Origin of the sequence: Pseudomonas sp. JAI111 (assembly GCF_024809425.1) — a bacterium.
Taxonomy (GTDB): domain Bacteria; phylum Pseudomonadota; class Gammaproteobacteria; order Pseudomonadales; family Pseudomonadaceae; genus Aquipseudomonas.
This window is the reverse complement of sequence record NZ_JANUCB010000008.1, coordinates 214,439-235,815: the sequence shown is the minus strand read 5'-3', so window position 1 is coordinate 235,815 and position 21,377 is coordinate 214,439. Positions and strand designations below refer to the sequence as shown.

Genomic DNA, 21,377 nt, shown 5'->3' with positions numbered 1-21,377 from the left:
CCTACAGGGTTGGTGTGCACTTCTATATGGCAGGCGCCGGCAGATTGGCCCGGCGCCGGTGCAACTCAGACGCTTTCGAGCATCGCATCTGCCGGGGCATCGAAACGCTGCTTGGCGGTCAATTGGAAATACAAGTATCCGGCCGCCATGAAGCCGAGGAACACACAGCCGATCAGCGTGTTGAACCAGGCCATCGCCACCAGGCACACCACCGCCAGAAACAGCGCAATCCCCGGCACAATCGGATAGCCCGGCGCGCGGAAGGTGCGTTCCAGGTTCGGCTCGGTTTTACGCAGTTTGAACAGGCTCAGCATACTGATGATGTACATCACGATGGCGCCGAACACCGACATGGTGATCATCGCCGCCGTCAGGGTCATGCCTTGCAGATTGACCAGGCCGTCGCTATAGATCGCCGCGATACCAATCACGCCGCCGGCCAGGATGGCCCGGTGTGGCGTCTGGAAGCGCGAAAGCTTGGCCAGCGAAGGGGGCAGGTAACCGGCCCGGGCCAGGGCAAAGAACTGCCGCGAGTAGCCGAGGATGATCCCGTGGAAACTCGCCACCAGACCGAACAGGCCGATCCAGACCAGCATGTGCATCCAGCTCGAATTGTTGCCGACTACGGCTTTCATCGCCTGCGGCAGTGGATCGTTGATGTTCGACAGTTGGCGCCAGTCGCCAACGCCGCCGGCCATCACCATCACGCCAATGGCCAGGAACACCAGGGTCAGAATGCCGCTGACATAGGCCTTGGGAATCGTGCGTTTCGGGTCCTTGGCTTCTTCGGCCGCCATGGCCGCGCCTTCAATGGCGAGGAAAAACCAGATGGCAAAAGGGATCGCCGCAAAGATGCCGGGGATCGAAGCCATGGTGAATTCGTTGGAGCCCGACCAGCCATTGAGCACGAAGTTACTGAAGCTGAAGCCGGGAGCAACGACGCCCATGAACACCAGCAGCTCGGCGACCGCCAGTACGGTGACCACCAGTTCGAATGTGGCTGCGATGCTGACGCCGAGAATATTGAGGGTCATGAACACAAAATAGGCGCCAACGGCGGCGATCTTCGGGTCCAAGTCCGGGTATTGCACGTTCAGATAGGCGCCAATAGCCATGGCAATCGCCGGGGGCGCAAAGACGAACTCGATCAGGGTGGCGATGCCGGCGATCAATCCGCCTTTCTCGCCAAAGGCCCGCCGGCTATAGGCAAACGGCCCGCCTGCGTGGGGAATGGCGGTGGTCAATTCGGTGAAGCTGAAGATGAAGCAGGTGTACATCGTCGCCACCATCAGGGCGGTGACGAGAAAGCCCAGGGTGCCTGCGGTGCCCCAGCCGTAACTCCAGCCGAAATACTCGCCGGAAATCACCAGGCCGACGGCAATACCCCATAAATGCAGGGTGCCGAGTGTGGGTTTGAGCTGTGTGGAAGAAGTCATAAGTCCTCGCTGTATTTTTTATTGTTTGATCTTTTGGACTTTCGGATACGACGTTTGGGTGTGGAGCGGGCACGCAAGGCCCGTGCCAGAGCGGCAGGGCAATGTTTTTATGTTGTCGTTAAGGACGCCATCGCGGGCAAGCCCGCTCCCACAGGGTTTTGGGGTGAACCAAAATGTTGGGAATAACCACAAATCCCTGTGGGAGCGGGCTTGCTCGCGATAGCCATTTGAAGGGCGACACAGAAACTTCTGTGTCGCCCCCGGTTTTTAGAAGAAGCCCAGCGGATTGATGTCGTAGCTCACCAGCAGGTTTTTGGTCTGCTGATAGTGATCGAGCATCATTTTGTGGGTTTCACGCCCGACGCCAGACTTTTTGTAGCCACCGAACGCGGCATGCGCCGGGTACAGGTGGTAGCAGTTGGTCCACACACGACCGGCCTTGATGGCGCGGCCCATGCGATAGGCGCGGTTGATGTCGCGGGTCCAGAGGCCGGCACCCAGGCCGAACTCGGTGTCGTTGGCGATGGCCAGGGCTTCGGCTTCGTCCTTGAACGTGGTGATGCTCACCACCGGGCCAAAGATTTCTTCCTGGAACACGCGCATTTTGTTGGTGCCCTTGAGCAGGGTCGGCTGGATGTAATACCCGGTCGCCAGGTTGCCCTCAAGTTTTTCTATCTTGCCGCCAGTCAGCAGTTCGGCGCCTTCGCCCTTGGCGATTTCCAGGTACGAAAGGATTTTGTCGAATTGCTGCTCGGACGCCTGGGCGCCGACCATGGTGTCGGTGTCCAGCGGGTCGCCACGTTTGATTTGCAGGACTTTGTTCATGACCACTTTCATGAACTCGTCGTAGATCGATTCTTGCACCAGGGCGCGCGAAGGGCAGGTGCAGACTTCGCCCTGGTTGAAGAACGCCAGCACCAGGCCTTCGGCGGCTTTTTCGATGAAGGTCGGTTCGGCCTGCATGATGTCTTCGAAGAAGATGTTCGGCGACTTGCCGCCCAGCTCCACGGTGGACGGAATGATGTTTTCAGCTGCGCATTTCATGATGTGCGAGCCGACCGGGGTTGAGCCGGTGAAGGCGATCTTGGCGATGCGTTTGCTGGTGGCGAGCGCTTCGCCGGCTTCTTTGCCGAAGCCTTGCACCACGTTCAGCACGCCCGGCGGCAGCAGGTCGCCGATCAGCTCCATCAGCACGGTAATGCCCAGTGGCGTTTGCTCGGCAGGCTTGAGCACGACGCAGTTACCGGCAGCCAGGGCCGGGGCAAGTTTCCACGCGGCCATCAGGATCGGGAAGTTCCAAGGGATGATCTGCCCGACCACGCCCAGCGGTTCATGGATGTGATAAGCCACGGTGTTGCCGTCGATCTCGGCGGCGCTGCCTTCCTGGGCACGAATGCAACCGGCGAAGTAGCGGAAATGGTCCGCGGCCAGCGGGATGTCGGCATTGAGCGTTTCACGCACGGCTTTGCCGTTGTCCCAGGATTCGGTGATTGCCAGCAGTTCCAGGTTCTGTTCGATGCGGTCGGCGATTTTCAGCAGCACCAGCGAGCGCGCCTGGACGGACGTGGCGCCCCAGGCATCGGCAGCGGCGTGGGCGGCGTCCAGGGCTTTGTCGATGTCTTCGGCCGTGGAGCGCGGAAATTCGGCAATCGGTTGGCCATTCACTGGCGAGGTATTGGTGAAGTACTGACCTTTGACAGGCGCGACGAACTCGCCGCCGATGTAATTACCGTACTTGCTCTTGAACGAAACGATAGCGCCTTCAGTACCGGGGTGAGCGTAACGCATAGTGATTTCTCCTTGGCTTTTGTACTTATAAGAGAGAGCGCATGTGCGCTTGCTATAAGCGTAGAGCAAAGGTCGGGCCACTGCCTTGCAGGTCAGGTAAATCAAGGCCTTGCGCTGTTTTTGTCGGACGGGCGGAACGCCGCTGTGACGCTTTCGGTACAGTCGCCGTGACACTTTGTACCGCTTGTGGCACAACCTGTGACCGAGCGGTCTTGCCACCATTGCAATGCCGGCTAGGCTGGAGGATGCTCGCTACAGCCGCATAACCCTTGTAGGAGCTGTCGAGTGCAACGAGGCTGCGATCTTTTGATGTTGTTTTTTAAGAGCAAGATCAAAAGATCGCAGCCTCGTTGCACTCGACAGCTCCTACGGGGGCGGTGAAAACCGCTCGGGGAGAACAATAAGAAAATGCACGACAACCATTTGAGTCGCCATGCCCAGCAGGTCCTGACGGTCACTCAGGGCAAATCCCACCTGCACGGCCCGGGCAGCGATCCGTCGATTGCCCGTTCCTGGCTGCGGTGTCTTGAGGACTATCACCTCGACCCGGCCCTGACCGTAGCGCCGACGGTGCTGGAGCACGGCCGCGTACTGGAAAGCCGCGAGCGCCTGCAGCAAGTGCTGCACATCGCCGGCAACGAAATGACCAGCCTGCATCAGCAACTTTCCGGCGCCGGCCACGCGGTGCTGCTGACCGACGCCCGTGGCGTGATCCTCAATTGCGTCACAGCGCCCGCCGAACGCAAGATTTTCGAGCGTGCCGGGCTCTGGCTCGGCGCCGACTGGAGCGAGGCCTGCGAAGGCACCAACGGCATCGGCACCTGCCTGGTGGAGCGTCAGTCGCTGACCATCCACCAGGACGAACACTTTCGCGGTCGCCACACGGGCCTGACCTGCTCGGCGAGCCCGGTGTTCGACCCGCATGGCGAGCTGCTGGCGGTGCTCGACGTGTCTTCGGCGCGTCACGAGGTTTCGCGTCAGAGCCAGTTTCACACCATGGCACTGGTCAATCTGTCGGCGAAGATGATCGAGAGCTGCTATTTCCTGCGCTACTTCGACAATCAATGGCTGTTGCGTTTTCACCTGCAGGCCGAGTCCGTCGGGCTGTTCAGCGAAGGGTTGCTGGCGTTTGACGGAGAAGGGCGGATCAGTGCCGTCAATCAAAGTGCCCTGAACCTGCTGGGGCATGGTCGCTGCGGATTATTGGGGCAGCCGGTCGAGGCGTTTTTCGATTGCTCGCTGGATGAGTTGCTCGGCCGCGCGAGCGTGAACGCCAGCGCCAGTTGGCCGCTGCGCACCCGAGACGGGCGGAGTCTGTTTGCGCTGTTGCGTGGGCAGCCACGCAGCATTCCGGTGCCGGTGGTGCAACGTCCGGTGATTGCCGAGCCGGCGCGCCTGTCGGGGATTTGTATTGGCGATATCGCGTTGCAGGAAGATTTCCGCAAGTCCCTGCGCGTGTTCGAACGGGACGTGCCGCTGTTGATCAACGGCGAAACCGGTTCTGGCAAAGAAGCGTTCGCCAAAGCCGTGCACCAGGCCAGTCAACGGGCCGAAAAAGCCTTCGTTGCCCTCAATTGTGCGGCCATTCCCGAAAGCCTGATCGAGAGCGAACTGTTCGGTTATCGCGGCGGCAGTTTCACCGGCGCGCGCAAGGAAGGCATGCGCGGCAAGTTGCAGCAGGCCGACGGCGGGACCTTGTTCCTCGATGAAATCGGCGACATGCCGTTGGCATTGCAGACCCGGCTATTAAGAGTGCTGGAAGATCGCCAGGTGGTGCCGATCGGTGGTGAGCCGGAGCCGGTCAATGTGCGGATCATCAGCGCCACGCACCGTAATTTGCTGGGGCGCGTGCAGGACGGCAGTTTCCGTGAGGATCTGTATTACCGGCTCAATGGGTTGGAAGTGGCGTTGCCGGCGTTGCGCGATCGCAGTGATAAATCGCAACTGCTCGACTTTTTGCTGGCTGAAGAGGCGGGCGGTGAGACGGTGGTGATCGATGAGCCGGCACGGCAGGCGTTGCTGGGCTTCGCATGGCCGGGAAACGTGCGGCAATTACGCAATGTGCTGCGCACCTTGGCGGCGCTGTGTGACGGTGGACGGATCGGGCTGGAAGATCTGCCGGCGATGATTCGTCAGGTTCGGCCATTGCCGGCTGTGGTCGTTGAAGAACCGTCCGAGCATCCGCTGGACGATGCCGAGCGATTGGCCTTGCTCAATGCGCTGGAGCAGACGCGCTGGCATATGACGAATACAGCAGAACAGCTCGGCGTCAGCCGCAATACGCTTTATCGAAAACTGCGCAAGCACGGGATTGCCAGGTAGAGGCTTTGTAGCGCTGATCGTTCCCACGCTCTGCGTGGGAATGCCTCCCCGGACGCTCCGCGTCCGCTGTTGGGACGCAGAGCGTCCCTTGCTGCATTCCCACGCGGAGCGTGGGAACGATCAATTATCCGAACGCCGTTGGACCCTGTGGGAGTGGGCTTGGTCTGGGCGGCATTCCGACGATGGCGTCCGTGAGACCGAAACACAAGGTGCGATTTCCCCCTCCCTACGCTAACCTGCGGCCATGTTTTACGAGGTCGACTAATGCACATTCATATTCTTGGTATCTGCGGCACTTTCATGGGTTCGATGGCGGTTCTGGCCAAAGAGCTGGGTCATCACGTGACGGGCTCCGATGCCAACGTCTATCCGCCGATGAGCACTCAGCTTGAAGCGCAGGGCATTGAGTTGACCCAAGGCTACGATCCCGCTCAACTCGATCCGGCACCGGATCTGGTGGTGATCGGCAACGCAATGTCCCGCGGCAACCCGGCCGTGGAATACGTGTTGAACAAAGGCCTGCCTTACGTCTCCGGCCCGCAATGGCTGGCGGATCACGTGCTGCAAGGTCGCTGGGTCCTGGCCGTCGCCGGCACCCACGGCAAAACCACCACCAGCAGCATGCTCGCCTGGGTCCTGGAGCACGCGGGCATGAGCCCGGGCTTCTTGATTGGCGGCGTGCCGCAGAATTTCTCGGTGTCGGCCCGCTTGGGCGATACGCCGTTCTTCGTCATCGAAGCCGACGAGTACGACAGCGCGTTTTTCGACAAGCGCTCGAAATTTGTTCACTACCGCCCACGTACGGCGATCCTGAACAACCTCGAATACGATCATGCCGACATCTTCCCCGATCTGCCGGCCATCGAGCGCCAGTTCCACCATTTGGTGCGGACCATTCCGAGCGAAGGCCTGGTGATCCACCCGACGACGGAACCTGCCTTGCAGCGTGTCATCGAGATGGGCTGCTGGACACCGGTGCAAACCACCGGCGCCGGAGGTCAGTGGCAGGTCAAACTGCTCAGCGAAGACGGCTCGAAGTTTGAAGTGATGTTCGAAGGCGTCGCCCAAGGCGTGGTCGAGTGGGACATGACTGGCCAGCACAACGTCGCCAATGCCTTGGCCACGCTGGCTGCTGCCCGCCACGTCGGCGTCGTGCCGTCGATGGGCATAGCTGCATTGAGCGCCTTCAAAAGCGTGAAGCGCCGGATGGAAAAAGTCGCCGAAGTTCGCGGCATCACCATCTATGACGACTTCGCTCACCACCCGACGGCCATCGCCACAACCCTTGATGGCCTGCGCAAGCGCATCGGTGATGCGCCGTTGATTGCGATCATCGAGCCTCGCTCCAATTCCATGAAACTTGGCGCCCACCGCGATGGCTTGCCGGAAAGCGTGGTCGATGCCGATCAGGTGATCTGGTACGCCCCGGCCAACCTCGGCTGGGACTTGGGCGCGACCGCTGCGTTGTGCACCGTGCCATCGATCGTCAGTGATTCGCTGGAAGGCATCATTGAGCGCGTGAAGTCCCAGGCTCAACCGGGCACCCATGTGGTCATCATGAGCAACGGCGGCTTCGGCGGCCTGCACGGCAAGCTCGCCGAGGCGCTCAAATGAACAGCGGCCCGGAACGCATCACCCTGGCGATGACGGGCGCTTCGGGCGCCCAGTACGGCTTGCGTCTGCTCGACTGTCTGATCCGCGAAGACCGCGAGGTGCATTTCCTGATCTCCAAGGCAGCGCAACTGGTGATGGCCACCGAAACCGACGTCACGCTGCCCGCCAAACCGCAGACGATGCAGGCTTTCCTGACCGAATACACCGGCGCCGCCGCCGGGCAGATCAAGGTGTACGGCAAGGAAGACTGGATGTCGCCGGTAGCCTCGGGCTCCGGTGCGCCAGCGGCGATGGTGGTGGTGCCGTGCTCGACCGGGACGCTGTCGGCGATTGCGACCGGCGCCTGCAACAACTTGATCGAGCGGGCGGCCGACGTCACGCTGAAGGAGCGTCGCCAGCTGATTCTGGTGCCGCGTGAGGCACCGTATTCGAGCATCCATCTGGAGCACATGCTCAAGTTGTCGAACATGGGCGTGACGATTTTGCCGGCCTCGCCAGGTTTCTATCATCAGCCGCAGACCATCGATGACTTGATCGACTTTGTGGTGGCGAGGATTCTCAATCTGCTGAACATCCCGCAAGACATGCTTCCGCGCTGGGGGGAACACCATTTGAGCAGCGATGAATAAGCTGCTGATCATGGTGCTGGTGTTGCAGCTGACGGGTTGCGCCACGGCGCGCACCCTCGATGCGGCCAAACCCGGGGCGCCCGTGGTGTACTCGGGGACGCGTCTGGATTTGTATGCGATGAACGGCGGTTGCTGCGCGAAGGACCGTTTTGGTGCTGAAGCCCCGAGCTATCCCGGTGTCGACCTGCCGGCCAGCGCATTGCTCGATACGCTGTTGCTGCCATTGTCGGTGTTGACGGTGATCGGCGTCAGCTTCCAGGCAACTGGCGGGATGTAGCGTTCGGCATTAATTCGGTGTCTGTCGCGCCCTTCGCGAGCAGGCTCGCTCCCACATTAACCGAATTGTCCGAGCGACCACGGTCAAATGGGGGAGCGGGCTTGCCCGCGAAGGTGTCGGTACAGTCGATGAAGAGTTATTTGCCGAGTTTGCGCAATTCATCCGACTCGACAATCCGCACTCCATCCTGCTCTTCCAACGCCAATCGCCACATCGCCCGCGCCAATTGGCAGGCCTCGATGCCGCGATATTTTCCGGGGATCAGTCGCGACAACGGTCCGGCAATTTGTTCCGCCATACGCGGTTCCACGCGATCGCCCAGCAGCAATGACGGCCGACAAATGGTCAGTTGCGGCCAATTCTGTGCGATCAACGCGTGTTCCATCTCGCCTTTGACCCGATTGTAGAAAACAGGCGACCTGCGATCGGCTCCCAAGGCACTGATCACGATCAGGTGCCGTGCGCCCATTTCCCGAGCACGCTTGGCGAACGCCACCACCATGTCCAGGTCGACCGCGCGGAAGGCTTGTTCGGAACCAGCCTGCTTGATCGTGGTGCCAAGGCAGCAGTAGGCAATGTCGACGCGACCGTTGAGTTGCGGCAAAAACACCGCCGGGTCGCCGACCGGGTTTTCCAGATGAGGATGCTCGGCCAATGGCCGGCGTGAGGGGGCCAGTACCCTTGAAATCGTTGGCTCATTGAGCAAGCGATCAAGCAAATGTTCACCGGTCAGCCCGGTAGCACCGGCAAGCAATACATGCTGAGGCGTCAAGTACATAGTGTTTCCCCCTTGATACTGTTCAGCTTAGTTGCTGTTTGCATCCCTGCTGCTTATAGAGACACTTTGCAAAGCTTTTCGTGCCTGCTGCTTGCGCAAGAGCTGCCAGTGGGAGAGGACGGTTTTCGGTGCCCAGATCTGCGGTTCAGAGGCTTCGAAGCTGTCAGCCAGTTCACGTTCAGCCACCGTGGCCTTGGCCAGCTTGAAGGCTTGCTCGAGGTCGTCGGTCTGGTTCAACGCCTGGGCGAACAGCGCGTCGCCGAAGTAGGTGAAGTTGGCTTCTTCCGAGCAGCCGAAAGACACTCGGTCGGCCCGCGAGGCGGTCATGATCAGCGTGCGTTCGTCCTTGAGAGCAGGGAGGAAACCGCCGGAGTAGCAGGCCGAGATGACGATGATCTTGTCGCGATTCTTCAGGGGCGCGAGCACCGCGGCCAGTTCGTCGGCCGGCAAGTCGGCCAGCTCCATACGCGGCTGGTCGAGTACCAGTTCATGTTCGCTGGTGCCGTGGCTGGTCAGGTAGATGAAGATCAAATCTTCCGGTCCGCTGCGTTCGGCGAGGGTCAGTGCCGCGCGGCGCAGGTTTTCCCGGGTGGCCATCGGCCGGTCTACAAGGTGATCGCGATGGTTGACCAGGCGGATCTGGCCGTAGGCACCAAAGCGGCTGTTTAGCATGTTGCTGACGTAATCGGATTCGCGCAGGAATACGCTCTGTTTGCCGTCACCGCCCACGGTCAAGGTGTAGAGCTCAACCGCTGGCGTAGAGGCTGGCACCTTGGTCAGTGCATCGTCGAGCAAGCGGCCCTGGGCCAGCAAGCCGAGTTCCAGGCTGTCGGGCAACAATTTGCCATCGGCATCGCGCACACGCTGACCATTGGCCCACGTACCGCTTTGTACCGTGCCGTCCGTCAGCACCAGCGTGCCGCGACCCGAATAGGCGTCTGCATCGAACTGGCCGACGTAGAAGCTGCCGTCGGGCAGGTTCAAACGGCCCTCGCCGCTGAAGCGCCAGTCGCTGAACTGGCCGACGTAATGACTGCCATCGGCGCCGATCAACTCGCCCTTGCCGTTCAGCGAGCCGTCCTTGAACTGACCCAGCCAGACATCGCCGTCGGCATTTTCGTAGCGGCCCTTGCCGTTCAGTTGATTGTTCTTGAAACCGCCGACGTAGATATCGCCGTCAGCGCTGTTGAAGGTGCCGTTGCCTTCCAGTTGTCCGTTGACGAAGTGCCCGGTGAACTGATTGCCGCTGGCATCGCCGCGCTGGCCTTCACCGTTGGGTTTGCCGTTGGTGAATTGGCCCTGATAGGAGCTGCCGTCTTCAAGTTCGAGACGACCGAGCCCTGAATACTGATCGGCCTTGAATTCACCGCGGTAGGTCATGCCGTTTTCTTTGAGCGTGCCTTCACCGTCGCGGCGCCCGAGCTTGAACCCGCCGGTGTAGCTGCTGCCGTTGGTGGTCAGCGTGCCTTGGCCGTCGAACAACCCCTGGTTGAATTGCCCGCGATAGACTTCGCCGTTGCTGCCATGCCATTCGCCCTGGCCATGCCATTGGCCCTTGTCGAATTCGCCGGCATACCAGCTGCCGTTCGGGTAGTCGACCCGGCCCTGGCCTTGCAGCAGGCCATTGACCAGATCACCGCGATAGCGCCCACCGTCCGGCAAGCGGGCATCGGGGGGCAACAGCGATTCGCCATCACCGCAAGCGGTAAGCAACAGGGTCAAAGCAAGGAGGGCGAGTGAGCGCATAGCGGGATCCGGGCAATTAGGCGACCGAGTATGCCGCAGCTATGTGTCGTATATATAGAGACGCGGCGCGAAACAGCGTTAGCTGTTTCGCAATCAGGCATGTATCAGACGAAACAGAGGGACAGCGGCTCGGCAATATACGCCGGTTTGTCCGAACCTTCGATCTCAAGTGTGGCGGTGGCTTTGAGCAGCCATTGGCCGGGTTTTTTCTCGGTGACCTCGTTCATGTCGACTTTGAGTCGAACCCTGGAGTTGACCTTCACCGGCTGGATGAAACGTACGCTGTCCAGTCCGTAGTTGACGACCATCTTGACCCCTTCAGGCAGGACCAGAATGTCTTCCATCAGCTTCGGCATCAGCGACAGGGACAGGAATCCATGGGCAATCGTGCTGCCAAAGGGTGTTTGCGCGGCTTTGACCGGGTCGACGTGGATGAACTGATAATCGCCTGTGGCTTCTGCGAACAGGTTGATGCGCTCTTGATCGATGGTGAGCCATTCGGAACGTCCAAGTTCCTTGCCGACATAATCTTTGAGCTCTGCAACGGGAACATAGGGCATTGAGACTCTCCTTGGGTTTCATCGGATTTATAGTTTTTCGGGTGGGGGGATTTGACCTCCCTGCGAACCACTTTAGATCAACATGGCAATTTGCTCCGGTCAACTGACCATGCTTTTGGCGAATGCCGGTCCATAGCGTTGACGTGCTTATAATGCCCGGCCCCTGATTTGTGGGGAGAGCGTGGGGAGATGCGGCATGTTGTTACGTGGCCTGACCTGGCTGGTGCTGTTCCAATTGCTGGGCACAGCCCTCAATCATTTGTTTTTACCGGTATTGCCCGGGCCGATTGTCGGCCTGCTGCTGTTGCTGGTGTACCTGATTTCACGCGGGCAAGTCGGTGAGCCTTTGAACCTGGCGGCCAGCAGTCTGCTGCGCTATTTGCCGTTGCTGCTGGTGCCGCCCGCCGTGGGCGTCATGGTGTACGCCAAGGACATTGCCGCGGACTTCTGGGCCATCGTTGGCGCGCTGGTGTTGTCGCTGGTGCTGTCCATGGCATTTGCCGGGGTGCTGATGCAGCGCATGGTCAAGCGTCATGCCCGTCGCGGAGATCACTCATGATCCTCGACTGGCACGGCGCGCTGGACTCGGTGATTCATCACCCGTTGTTCGGCATTGGCGTTACGTTGGGCGCCTATCAGCTGGTGCTGGCGGCGTTCGAGAAAACCCGCTGGATCTTTCTGCAGCCGGTGCTGGTGTCCATGCTGTTGGTGATTGGCGTACTGACGGTGTCTGGCATCACCTTCGTTGAATACCGCAAGAGCACCGAGATCCTCAGTATCCTGCTCGGGCCGGCGACGGTGGCGCTGGCGGTGCCGCTTTACCTTAATCTGCGGCGGATTCGGCAGTTGTTCTGGCCGATATTTACTACGCTGGTGATAGGCGGCGTGGTCGCCACGGGCATGGGAGTGTTGCTGGGCTGGTGGTTTGGGGCTGAACACATGATCCTCATGACCATGGCGCCCAAGTCAGTGACCTCGCCCATTGCGATGCTGGTGGCCGAGCAAATCGGTGGCGTCGCGGCGCTGGCGGCGGTGTTCGTGTTGATCACCGGCGTGATCGGTGCGATCTTCGGGCCGAGCCTGTTGACCCGGCTCGGGGTGCACAGCCCTGAAGCGCGCGGCATGGCACTGGGCATGACCGCCCACGCCGTCGGCACGTCAGTGGCCTTGCAGGAAAGTGAAGAATGCGGCGCCTTCGCGGCGCTGGCGATGAGTCTGATGGGCGTGGCCACGGCGGTGTTTCTGCCGTTGGCGGTGTCGATGGTGGTGTAAGGAATTGTCTATGAGCTTGCCGCTTTTTCCGCTGAACACGGTGTTGTTTCCTGGTTGCATCCTCGACTTGCAGATCTTCGAGGCGCGCTACCTGGACATGATCAGTCGCTGCATGAAACAGGGCAGTGGCTTCGGTGTGGTGTGCATCCTCGACGGCGAAGAGGTCGGCATTGCGCCGGCGGGTTACGCGTTGGTGGGGTGTGAAGCGCTGATCACCGATTTCAAGCAACAGGACAATGGCCTGCTGGGTATCCGGGTGCAGGGCGGACGGCGTTTTCACGTGTTGCGCTCCGAGGTGCAGCGCGATCATTTGACCATCGCTGACGTCGAGTGGCTGGAAGATGAGCCTGAGCAACCATTGCAGGACGAAGACGCCGACCTGGTGGCGTTGCTCAAGGCTCTGGCCGAACACCCGATGGTCGAGGCGCTGAACATGGGCACTGAAGCGACCGGACAACAGTCGCTGGCCAATCAACTGGCGTATCTGCTGCCGTTTGCCGAAGTGGACAAGATCGATCTGCTGCAACTCGATGACCCGCAGCAGCGACTGGATGCGATCCAGGCGCTGCTCGATGAGTTGCAGGGTGAGTTGTTTGCCTGATCAGTAGGCATACCGCAGCATCGCAGACGGCAAATACCGCAGTGCGAAGAACCCGAACAGTGCCACCATTGGAGGCAATACCAGCCACCAGACCTTGCGTGGCATCGGGTTGAGCGGCGTCTGGCGTTGGCTCAGCCACAGGCTCGCCGCGCACACGCACACCGCCAGCATTGCGCCGGCCAGCACATCCGTTGGCCAATGCGCGCCCAGATACACCCGGGACAGGGAAATCGCCAGCGCCGGCAAGCAGCCGAGCAGCAACCACGTCAGGCGCATGCGCGGCGGTTGGCCGCGACCGGCCAGCACGGCCAGGGTCAGGAACAAGGCGAATGACCCCGAGGCGTGACCGCTGGGCATGCTGTAGCTGGTGAACGGATCGCTCAGCACTTCCGGGCGGATGCGGGCGAAAAACTGCTTGGTGAATGTGTTGCCCAGGGCGGTGAAGAGCAGGGTGCCGCCAGCGAAGATAGCCTGGCGCCATTGCCGGGTGAGCAGCAGCAAACCGGTCAGCAGGGCGCTGAACACCAGCATGTTGCGGAACTCGCCGATCAGCGTGAAGGTGACGGCGACTTCATCGAGCATCGGGCTGCGGTGTTCCTGCACCAGGGTCATCACGCCTTGATCGAGGGCGGTCAGGTGCGGGTAGCCGATGAACAGTCCCAGCAGAATCAGAAAGCTCATGCCGCTAATCAGCACCGTTGCCTTGCGATGGCGACGCATGCTGCTGGTAATGCTCAAGCTCACCATGACGGCGATGCTGCCTGCGACGACCCCGGCCTCGGGCCAGAACCCGTCCGGCAGTGGCAGGCGGATGGCGGCGCCCGTGGCCCAACCGGGCAGCAGGTAGGCAACGCTCCAGCCTGCGGCGGCCAGCAGACTGACGGCAGCGAAGCGTGGGAAGGGCATGTCGAACATCCCGGCGACCATCGGCAGCATCGGCCGTAGCGGGCCGATAAAGCGCCCGACCAGCAGACTGGCAATGCCGTAGCGCTGGAAATACGACTCGGCGCCGGCGATCCATTCCGGGTGATGACGCAAACCCGGCAGGCGCCGGATGTTCTGGTGGAAATGTCGACCGATGAAATAGGAGACGACATCGCCCAGCACCCCGGCGACGAACCCCAGCAATAACGTTTCGCTCAATGACAGCGCACCACTACCAGCCAGTACCGCTACGGCAAACAGCAAAACCGTGCCGGGCACGATCAGCCCGGCAATCGCCAGGCACTCCACAAAGGCCACTATGAATATCGCCGCTGCCAGCCATTGCGGGTTAGCCGCCAACCAACCGGTCACGCTATCGAGCCATGGGCCCATAAAAACAACTCCATCGAATGTTCAGTTGGCCGCAAAAGGGCAAACGTAGCTTCCAAATACTGCAAAACCCTGTGGGATCGTTTCCAGCATCAAGTCAGTAAAAAATAATCGCGACCTTCAACCTGCCCCCGTCGCAACGGATTGCGCGTGCAATACGGCGCGTAAGCCGCATCGACGAAGCGGTACATCAAATGCTCATCGCGTCCCTGGGGGATGCCCAGGCGCGTGGTCTGGATGATGTGAACCGGTGCCGGGCCGACATTTTCCACCAGCAGCACTTCATGATCGAAGCGTTTGGCGTCCCAGACCGGCACCTTCAGGCCCAGCGACTTGCAAAGCAATGTCTGTCCAGCGCACAGCTTTTGCGAGGGACGAGGCCGTCCTTGAGCATCAGGATTGTTCACCAGCATCTGCGCCAGACTCGCCGGCCCGCTCAATTCGTCGACCCATGGATAGGCGGATTTGATCAATACCGCGTTGCCGGGACCTTTGGCGCTGAAGTTCAGGGAGTCGCCACCACGGGCGTAATACATATAGATGTGGCCGCCATCCAGAAACAAAGCCTTACGCTTTTCTGTGTAGCCAAGGGACGCGTGGCTGCCTTTTTCTTCGCAGTAATAGGCTTCGGTCTCGATGATGCGAGCACTGAGCCACAGGTCGCCGACCCGGTGGCGGATGATTTTGCCCAGTAAATCCCGGGCCAGCGTTTGGGCGTCTCTGTCGAAAAAGGCGTCCGGGAGCCCTGTGGGAGGGGGCGCGGCGGACGTGTTAACAGTCAGGTTTGACATAATGAACGGCATTATTCAGGGCTGATTGAGCGGCGATGATAACAATTTGCAGCTTAATCACGGCTGAACGTCGGCAAATCGCCCTCCATTTCGACCATCCGCCCGTCACTGCTGTTAGTCGGGGGGCGCGACAGCTATAATCTGCCGCTTTACTTTACCAAGACCTTAGCAAAGACCACTCCAGACCATGACTGAGTCCGTTCTTGACTACATGACCCGCCTGGGTCGCGCTGCCCGCGAGGCTTCTCGCGTGATTGGCTGTGCCAGCACTGCGCAGAAGAACCGCGCGCTGCAAGCGGCTGCCAATGCGCTGGATGCTGCACGCGCCGAGCTGACGGCTGCCAATGAACTGGATTTGGCCGCTGGTCGTGCCAATGGTCTTGAGCCGGCATTGCTTGAGCGTCTGGCGCTGACCCCGGAGCGCATCGACGGCATGATCGTCGGCTTGCGTCAGGTGGCGGCATTGCCGGACCCGGTTGGTGCGATCCGCGACATGAGCTTCCGTCCGTCGGGCATTCAGGTCGGCAAGATGCGCGTACCGTTGGGCGTGATCGGGATCATCTACGAATCCCGGCCCAATGTGACGATCGACGCTGCCAGCCTGTGCCTGAAGTCCGGTAACGCAACCATTCTGCGTGGCGGCTCCGAGGCGATTCATTCCAACCGTGCCATCGCCGCCTGCATCCAGCGTGGCCTGGCCGAGGCCGAGCTGCCGGCCGCCGTGGTGCAAGTGGTCGAAACCACCGATCGCGCCGCCGTCGGCGCGCTGATCACCATGCCCGAATACGTCGACGTCATCGTGCCCCGTGGCGGCCGAGGCCTGATCGAGCGGGTCAGTCGCGATGCCCGCGTGCCAGTGATCAAACACCTGGACGGCATTTGCCACGTGTATGTCAGTGCCCACGCCGATCTGCCCAAAGCCCAGCGCATCGCCTTCAACGCCAAGACTTACCGTTATGGCATCTGCGGCGCGATGGAAACGCTGCTGGTGGATCAGGCCGTTGCCAAGGATTTCCTGCCGTCGATGGCTGCACAGTTCCGCGAAAAAGGCGTCGAGCTGCGCGGTTGCGAACGCACGCGAGCGATCATCGACGCAGCGCTGGCCACTGAAGACGACTGGACCACCGAATACCTGGCGCCGATCCTGTCGATCCGCGTGGTCGACGGACTGGACCAGGCCATCGAGCACATTAACAAGTACGGCTCCCATCACACTGACTCGATTGTCAGCGAAAACCTCGCAGACACCCGGCGTTTTGTGGCGCAAGTCGATTCTTCGTCGGTGATGATCAATACGCCGACCTGTTTTGCCGATGGCTTTGAATACGGATTGGGTGCCGAGATTGGCATTTCTACTGATAAGCTGCACGCCCGCGGCCCGGTGGGCCTCGAAGGGCTGACCTGCGAGAAGTACATCGTGGTCGGTGATGGTCAGTTACGCGGTCAGGCGTCGGTCTGAGTTGGGCGACCTTGACCCGACAGCCCAAGTGACCGCCAGCGAGCCACAACCTCGTCGCATTGGCGTACTGGGCGGGACTTTCGACCCGGTGCACATCGGCCATTTGCGCGGTGCGCTGGAAGTCGCCGAGTCGCTGGCGCTTGATGAATTGCGCCTGACGCCAAGTGCCAGGCCGCCTCATCGCGGCACGCCGCAGGTGTCGGCGCAGGACCGGCTGGCAATGGTCGAGTGCGCGGTGGCCGGTGTGGCGCCGTTGGTGGTGGACGCGCGGGAGTTACAGCGCGACAAACCGTCCTACACTATCGATACCCTGGAACTGATGCGTGCCGAACTGGCCGTCTCTGACCAGGTTTTTCTACTTTTGGGCTGGGACGCATTTTGCGGCCTGCCCACTTGGCATCGCTGGGAAGAGTTGCTCCAGCATTGCCACATCCTGGTGCTGCAACGCCCGGATGCCGACAGCGAACCGCCGGATGCCTTGCGCAATCTGTTGGCGGCACGCTCGGTGAGCGACCCGCTGGCCCTCAAAGGGCCGAGCGGACAGATTGCATTCGTCTGGCAGACACCGCTCGCGGTATCCGCCACCCAGATCCGTCAACTGCTGGCCAGCGGTAAGTCGGTACGTTTCCTGGTGCCCGACGCGGTCCTGGCCTACATCGATGCGCACGGTCTCTACCGTGCGTCGAACTGAAAAGAGGCATGCTTCCAGGCACGCAATGACGTGCAGTGAAGCGCCCGAACATACGAGCAAAACGAGTTTTATATGACTGACAAAGACGTAACTAAAGTAAAGCGCAAAGGCACATTCAAGAGCGCTCCGCTGCCAGTAGAGGCTCCAACCGGGCCGGAACTGCGCGGTGAAGAACTGGTCAAGGTTGCCGTGGCGGCCCTGGAAGACGTCAAGGCCCAGGACATCCAGGTCATCGACGTTCGTGAAAAGCAGAGCATTACTGACTTCATGATCATCGCTACCGGTACCTCCAACCGCCAGATCGGCGCGATGCTGGACAAGGTTCGCGAAGCCGTCAAAGCCCAAGGCGTCAAGCCGCTGGGTGAAGAAGGCAAGGGCGACAGCGACTGGGTCCTGCTGGATATGGACGATGTCATCGTGCACATGATGACCGCTTCGGCCCGTCAGTTTTACGACCTGGAGCGCCTGTGGTCCGGTGCTGAGCAGAGCCGTGCTCTGAACGCTGCTCACCACAGCCCGGAAAACACCCATGAGCACTTCATCAAGCTCAACAAAGACCAGCAATAAGGGACCGCTGTGCGACTGCGACTGATCGCCGTCGGTTCCCGCATGCCCAAATGGGTGGAAGAAGGCTGGCATGAGTATGCCAAGCGCCTTCCGTCCGAGCTGGCGCTGGAACTGGTGGAAATACCGCTCAATACCCGTGGCAAGAACGCCGACGTGGCGCGCTTTATCCGTCAGGAAGGCGAAGCCATGCTGGCCAAGGTCGGGCCGAACGAGCGCGTTGTGACCCTCGAAGTCCACGGCAAGCCCTGGAGCACCGAGCAACTGGCGGTCGAGCTCGATCGCTGGCGGCTGGACTCGCGCACGGTCAACTTCATGGTCGGCGGCCCCGAAGGGCTGGCGCCGGAAGTCTGTGCGCGGGCTGATCAGCGCTGGTCGTTATCGCCGTTGACGTTGCCGCACCCGCTGGTGCGGATTCTGATCGGCGAACAGCTGTATCGTGCCTGGACAGTGCTGTCCGGCCACCCTTACCACAAGTAGTTCTGCCCTCATGTCCCAGCCGATCCGCATCAAGGACCACGAAAAAGACGCCCGTCTGGTGCGTGGTCGCGTCGTGTTCGGGGCAATTGCGGTCGTAACGCTGATCTGTGTGCTGATCGCGCGGCTGTATTTCCTCCAGGTGATTCAGTACGAGTACCACTCGACTCTGTCGGAAAACAACCGCGTCCACGTGCAGCCAATTCCGCCCACGCGCGGGCTGATTTACGACCGCAATGGTGTGGTGGTGGCCGACAACCGGCCCAGCTTCAGCCTGAGCATGACCCGCGAGCGTTCCGGCGACTGGCAGCAAGTGCTCGATGTAATTGTCGAAGTGCTGGAACTGACGCCCGAGGACCGGGTGATCTTCGAGAAACGCATGCGTCAGGGGCGTCGGCCGTTCGAGCCGGTGCCGATCCTGTTCGAGCTGACCGAAGAGCAGATTGCCCGGATTGCGGTCAATCAGTTCCGTCTGCCTGGCGTGGAAGTGGTTGCGCAGCTAGTTCGGCACTATCCGCAGGGCGCGCACTTTGCGCACTCGGTTGGGTACATGGGCCGGATCAACGAGAAAGAGCTGAAGTCGCTCGATCCGGTAAGTTACAGCGGCACCCATCAAATTGGTAAAACCGGCATCGAGCGTTTCTACGAGCCCGAGCTGCACGGTCAGGTCGGTTACGAAGAAGTCGAGACCAACGCCCGTGGCCGTGTGCTGCGGGTGCTCAAGCGCACCGAGCCGATTTCCGGCAAGGACATTGTCCTGAGCCTGGACATCAAATTGCAGGAAGCCGCCGAAGCCGCGCTCGGCGGGCGTCGAGGCGCTGTCGTCGCGCTGGACCCGAAAACCGGCGAAGTGTTGGCGATGGTCAGCCAGCCAAGCTTCGATCCGAACCTGTTTGTTACCGGCATCAGCTTCAAAGCCTATTCCGAGCTGCGCGATTCCATCGACCGCCCGCTGTTCAACCGCGTATTGCGTGGTCTGTACCCGCCGGGTTCGACCATCAAGCCAGCGGTGGCCATCGCCGGTCTGGATTCGGGTGTGGTGACGGCATCGACCCGGGTGTTCGACCCCGGTTACTACATGCTGCCCAACTACGATCACAAGTACCGCAACTGGAACCGTACCGGCGACGGCTACGTCGACCTGGACACGGCAATCATGCGTTCCAATGACACCTACTTCTATGACCTGGCCCACAAGCTGGGGATCGATCGCTTGTCGTCGTACCTGGGTAAATTCGGTATCGGCCAGAAGGTGTCTTTGGACATGTTCGAAGAATCGCCGGGGTTGATGCCGTCTCGCGAGTGGAAACGCGCTACCCGCCGTCAAGCCTGGTTCCCGGGCGAAACGCTGATTCTGGGGATTGGTCAGGGCTACATGCAGTCGACGCCGCTACAACTGGCCCAGGCGACGGCGCTGGTCGCCAACAAAGGTGTCTGGAACCGTCCGCACCTGGCCAAGACTGTCGAAGGCGTGAAGCCCAAGGATGAAAATCCGATGCCGGACATCATTTTGCGTGACCCGTCCGACTGGACCAAGGTCAACCACGGCATGCAGCAAGTGATGCATGGCGCCCGAGGGACCGCGCGCAAGGCATCGATCGGCGCGCAATACCGCATCGCCGGTAAAAGTGGTACGGCCCAGGTGGTCGCGATCAAGCAGGGCGAGAAGTACGACCGTTCCAAGGTTCAGGAGCGCCACCGCGACCACGCCTTGTTCGTCGGATTCGCACCGGCCGATAACCCGCAAATCGTGGTGTCAGTGATGGTCGAGAACGGCGAGTCCGGTTCTGGCGTCGCGGCGCCTGTGGTGCGTCAAGTCATGGACGCCTGGCTCCTGGACCAGGACGGCCGACTGAAAGCCGAATACGCCAGCCCTACCAGTGCGGAGGCTACAGCCAGTGATGAATAATTTTGATCGCATGCTCTCCAGTGAGGATGTGATGCGTCGTCGTGCCACGCTGTTGCAGCGTCTGCACATCGATGGCCCGTTGTTGATTCTGCTGCTGACCCTCGCGGCCGGCAGCCTGTTCGTGCTGTATTCGGCCAGCGGCAAGAGCTGGGATTTGCTGGCCAAGCAAGCCACCTCGTTCGGCATCGGGCTGGTGTCGATGATCGTCATCGCCCAGTTCGAACCGCGCTTCATGGCTCGCTGGGTGCCGATCGGCTATGTACTCGGCGTGCTGTTGCTGGTGGTGGTGGATGTCATGGGCCACAACGCCATGGGGGCCACGCGCTGGATCAACATCCCCGGGGTGATCCGCTTTCAGCCTTCGGAATTCATGAAGATCCTGATGCCGGCGACCATCGCCTGGTACCTGTCCAAGCGCACGCTGCCGCCGCAGCTCAAGCATGTCGCCGTCAGTCTGTTTCTGATTGGCCTGCCCTTCATTCTTATCGTGCGTCAGCCCGACCTTGGCACCTCGCTGCTGATCCTGGCCGGCGGCGCTTTCGTATTGTTCATGGGTGGCCTGCGCTGGCGCTGGATCCTCAGCGTGATTGCCGCTGCGGTGCCGGTGGCCGTGGCGATGTGGTTCTTCATCATGCACGACTACCAGAAGCAGCGAATCCTGACGTTCCTCGACCCGGAAAGTGATCCGTTGGGCACTGGCTGGAACATCATTCAGTCCAAGGCTGCCATCGGTTCCGGCGGTGTGTTCGGCAAGGGCTGGCTGCTCGGCACCCAGTCGCACCTGGACTTCCTGCCTGAAAGCCACACCGACTTCATTATTGCGGTGTTGGGCGAAGAGTTCGGCCTGGTGGGCATTTGCGCACTGTTGCTGATTTATCTCTTGTTGATCGGTCGCGGGCTGGTCATTACCGCCCAGGCCCAGACATTGTTCGGCAAATTGCTCGCGGGCAGCCTGACCATGACGTTTTTTGTTTACGTTTTCGTCAACATCGGTATGGTCAGTGGCCTGTTGCCGGTTGTGGGGGTTCCGTTGCCGTTCATTAGCTACGGAGGAACTTCGCTGGTGACGCTACTGTCAGCGTTTGGGGTTTTGATGTCGATCCATACCCATCGTAAGTGGATCGCACAGGTTTGAATAAGGTGAAATTT

The 21,377-nt window shown here is 60.6% G+C and carries 20 protein-coding genes; 13 read left to right on the top strand and 7 right to left on the bottom strand.

Annotation, left to right across the window (positions count from 1 at the left end; all coding sequences use genetic code 11):
• Nucleotides 1-65: 65 nt before the first annotated feature.
• Complete coding sequence (eat, locus tag HNR03_RS23380; RefSeq protein ID WP_259156136.1) at nt 66-1,436, bottom strand: ethanolamine permease; 1,371 nt, start codon at nt 1,434-1,436, stop codon at nt 66-68.
• Nucleotides 1,437-1,703: 267 nt separating this feature from the next.
• Nucleotides 1,704-3,224, bottom strand: coding sequence for an aldehyde dehydrogenase family protein (locus HNR03_RS23375; protein WP_222588618.1), 1,521 nt, complete (start codon nt 3,222-3,224; stop codon nt 1,704-1,706).
• 408 nt (nt 3,225-3,632) lie between these two features.
• Here HNR03_RS23375 and HNR03_RS23370 point away from each other — a divergent pair, with 408 nt between their 5' ends.
• From HNR03_RS23370 to HNR03_RS23355, 4 genes are all read left to right on the top strand, one after another.
• Complete coding sequence (locus HNR03_RS23370; RefSeq protein WP_259156133.1) at nt 3,633-5,546, top strand: sigma-54-dependent Fis family transcriptional regulator; 1,914 nt, start codon at nt 3,633-3,635, stop codon at nt 5,544-5,546.
• Between the two features lie 264 nt (nt 5,547-5,810).
• Nucleotides 5,811-7,160, top strand: a complete 1,350-nt coding sequence (gene mpl, locus HNR03_RS23365) for a UDP-N-acetylmuramate:L-alanyl-gamma-D-glutamyl-meso-diaminopimelate ligase (RefSeq protein ID WP_259156132.1) — start codon at nt 5,811-5,813, stop codon at nt 7,158-7,160.
• On the top strand, nt 7,157-7,789 hold the full coding sequence (gene ubiX / locus HNR03_RS23360; protein ID WP_222588615.1) for a flavin prenyltransferase UbiX: 633 nt from the start codon (nt 7,157-7,159) through the stop codon (nt 7,787-7,789). The genes mpl and ubiX overlap by 4 nt, the downstream gene beginning before the upstream one ends.
• Nucleotides 7,782-8,066 carry a YceK/YidQ family lipoprotein gene (locus HNR03_RS23355; RefSeq protein ID WP_222588614.1) on the top strand — a complete coding sequence of 95 codons (285 nt, stop codon included), beginning with the start codon at nt 7,782-7,784 and terminating at the stop codon, nt 8,064-8,066. The genes ubiX and HNR03_RS23355 overlap by 8 nt, the downstream gene beginning before the upstream one ends.
• Nucleotides 8,067-8,202: 136 nt before the next feature.
• On the opposite strand, the gene HNR03_RS23350 is transcribed toward HNR03_RS23355, so the two are convergent.
• From HNR03_RS23350 to HNR03_RS23340, 3 genes are all read right to left on the bottom strand, one after another.
• Nucleotides 8,203-8,844: an oxidoreductase gene (locus HNR03_RS23350; RefSeq protein WP_222588613.1), complete on the bottom strand. Its 642-nt coding sequence runs from the start codon at nt 8,842-8,844 to the stop codon at nt 8,203-8,205.
• A 27-nt stretch (nt 8,845-8,871) separates the two neighbouring features.
• A complete protein-coding gene (locus tag HNR03_RS23345) occupies nt 8,872-10,590 on the bottom strand; it encodes a C13 family peptidase (protein WP_222588612.1) in 1,719 nt (572 codons plus the stop codon).
• Nucleotides 10,591-10,694: 104 nt separating this feature from the next.
• On the bottom strand, nt 10,695-11,150 hold the full coding sequence (locus tag HNR03_RS23340; protein WP_090179426.1) for a MaoC family dehydratase: 456 nt from the start codon (nt 11,148-11,150) through the stop codon (nt 10,695-10,697).
• Between the two features lie 196 nt (nt 11,151-11,346).
• Between HNR03_RS23340 and HNR03_RS23335 the strand changes: the two genes are divergently transcribed.
• The 3 genes from HNR03_RS23335 to HNR03_RS23325 are packed head-to-tail and all read left to right on the top strand — an operon-like array spanning nt 11,347 to nt 13,023.
• Entirely contained in the window at nt 11,347-11,709 is a 363-nt protein-coding gene (locus HNR03_RS23335; RefSeq protein ID WP_090179429.1) for a CidA/LrgA family protein, read from the top strand.
• Nucleotides 11,706-12,422, top strand: coding sequence for an LrgB family protein (locus HNR03_RS23330; protein WP_222588611.1), 717 nt, complete (start codon nt 11,706-11,708; stop codon nt 12,420-12,422). Before HNR03_RS23335 ends, HNR03_RS23330 begins: the two co-directional genes overlap by 4 nt.
• 10 nt (nt 12,423-12,432) lie before the next feature.
• On the top strand, nt 12,433-13,023 hold the full coding sequence (locus tag HNR03_RS23325; protein WP_054616727.1) for an LON peptidase substrate-binding domain-containing protein: 591 nt from the start codon (nt 12,433-12,435) through the stop codon (nt 13,021-13,023).
• On the opposite strand, the gene HNR03_RS23320 is transcribed toward HNR03_RS23325, so the two are convergent.
• A complete protein-coding gene (locus tag HNR03_RS23320; RefSeq protein WP_259156131.1) occupies nt 13,024-14,340 on the bottom strand; it encodes a bifunctional DedA family/phosphatase PAP2 family protein in 1,317 nt (438 codons plus the stop codon).
• 89 nt (nt 14,341-14,429) lie between these two features.
• Nucleotides 14,430-15,128 carry a DNA-3-methyladenine glycosylase gene (locus HNR03_RS23315; RefSeq protein ID WP_222588609.1) on the bottom strand — a complete coding sequence of 233 codons (699 nt, stop codon included), beginning with the start codon at nt 15,126-15,128 and terminating at the stop codon, nt 14,430-14,432.
• A gap of 187 nt (nt 15,129-15,315) precedes the next feature.
• On the opposite strand from HNR03_RS23315, the gene HNR03_RS23310 reads away from it, so the two are divergent.
• The 6 genes from HNR03_RS23310 (at nt 15,316) to rodA (ending at nt 21,363) form a co-directional block, all read left to right on the top strand.
• On the top strand, nt 15,316-16,587 hold the full coding sequence (locus tag HNR03_RS23310) for a glutamate-5-semialdehyde dehydrogenase (RefSeq protein WP_259156130.1): 1,272 nt from the start codon (nt 15,316-15,318) through the stop codon (nt 16,585-16,587).
• Nucleotide 16,588: 1 nt separating this feature from the next.
• Nucleotides 16,589-17,278: a nicotinate-nucleotide adenylyltransferase gene (nadD, locus tag HNR03_RS23305; protein ID WP_222588607.1), complete on the top strand. Its 690-nt coding sequence runs from the start codon at nt 16,589-16,591 to the stop codon at nt 17,276-17,278.
• 72 nt (nt 17,279-17,350) lie between these two features.
• Entirely contained in the window at nt 17,351-17,845 is a 495-nt protein-coding gene (gene rsfS / locus HNR03_RS23300; protein WP_090179458.1) for a ribosome silencing factor, read from the top strand.
• Between the two features lie 9 nt (nt 17,846-17,854).
• A complete protein-coding gene (rlmH, locus tag HNR03_RS23295) occupies nt 17,855-18,322 on the top strand; it encodes a 23S rRNA (pseudouridine(1915)-N(3))-methyltransferase RlmH (RefSeq protein ID WP_007937439.1) in 468 nt (155 codons plus the stop codon).
• A 10-nt stretch (nt 18,323-18,332) separates the two neighbouring features.
• Complete coding sequence (gene mrdA, locus HNR03_RS23290) at nt 18,333-20,228, top strand: penicillin-binding protein 2 (protein ID WP_222588606.1); 1,896 nt, start codon at nt 18,333-18,335, stop codon at nt 20,226-20,228.
• A 31-nt stretch (nt 20,229-20,259) separates the two neighbouring features.
• The gene (gene rodA / locus HNR03_RS23285) at nt 20,260-21,363 is read left to right on the top strand and encodes a rod shape-determining protein RodA (protein ID WP_222590297.1); all 1,104 of its coding nucleotides are present in this window, start codon (nt 20,260-20,262) and stop codon (nt 21,361-21,363) included.
• Nucleotides 21,364-21,377: the final 14 nt, after the last annotated feature.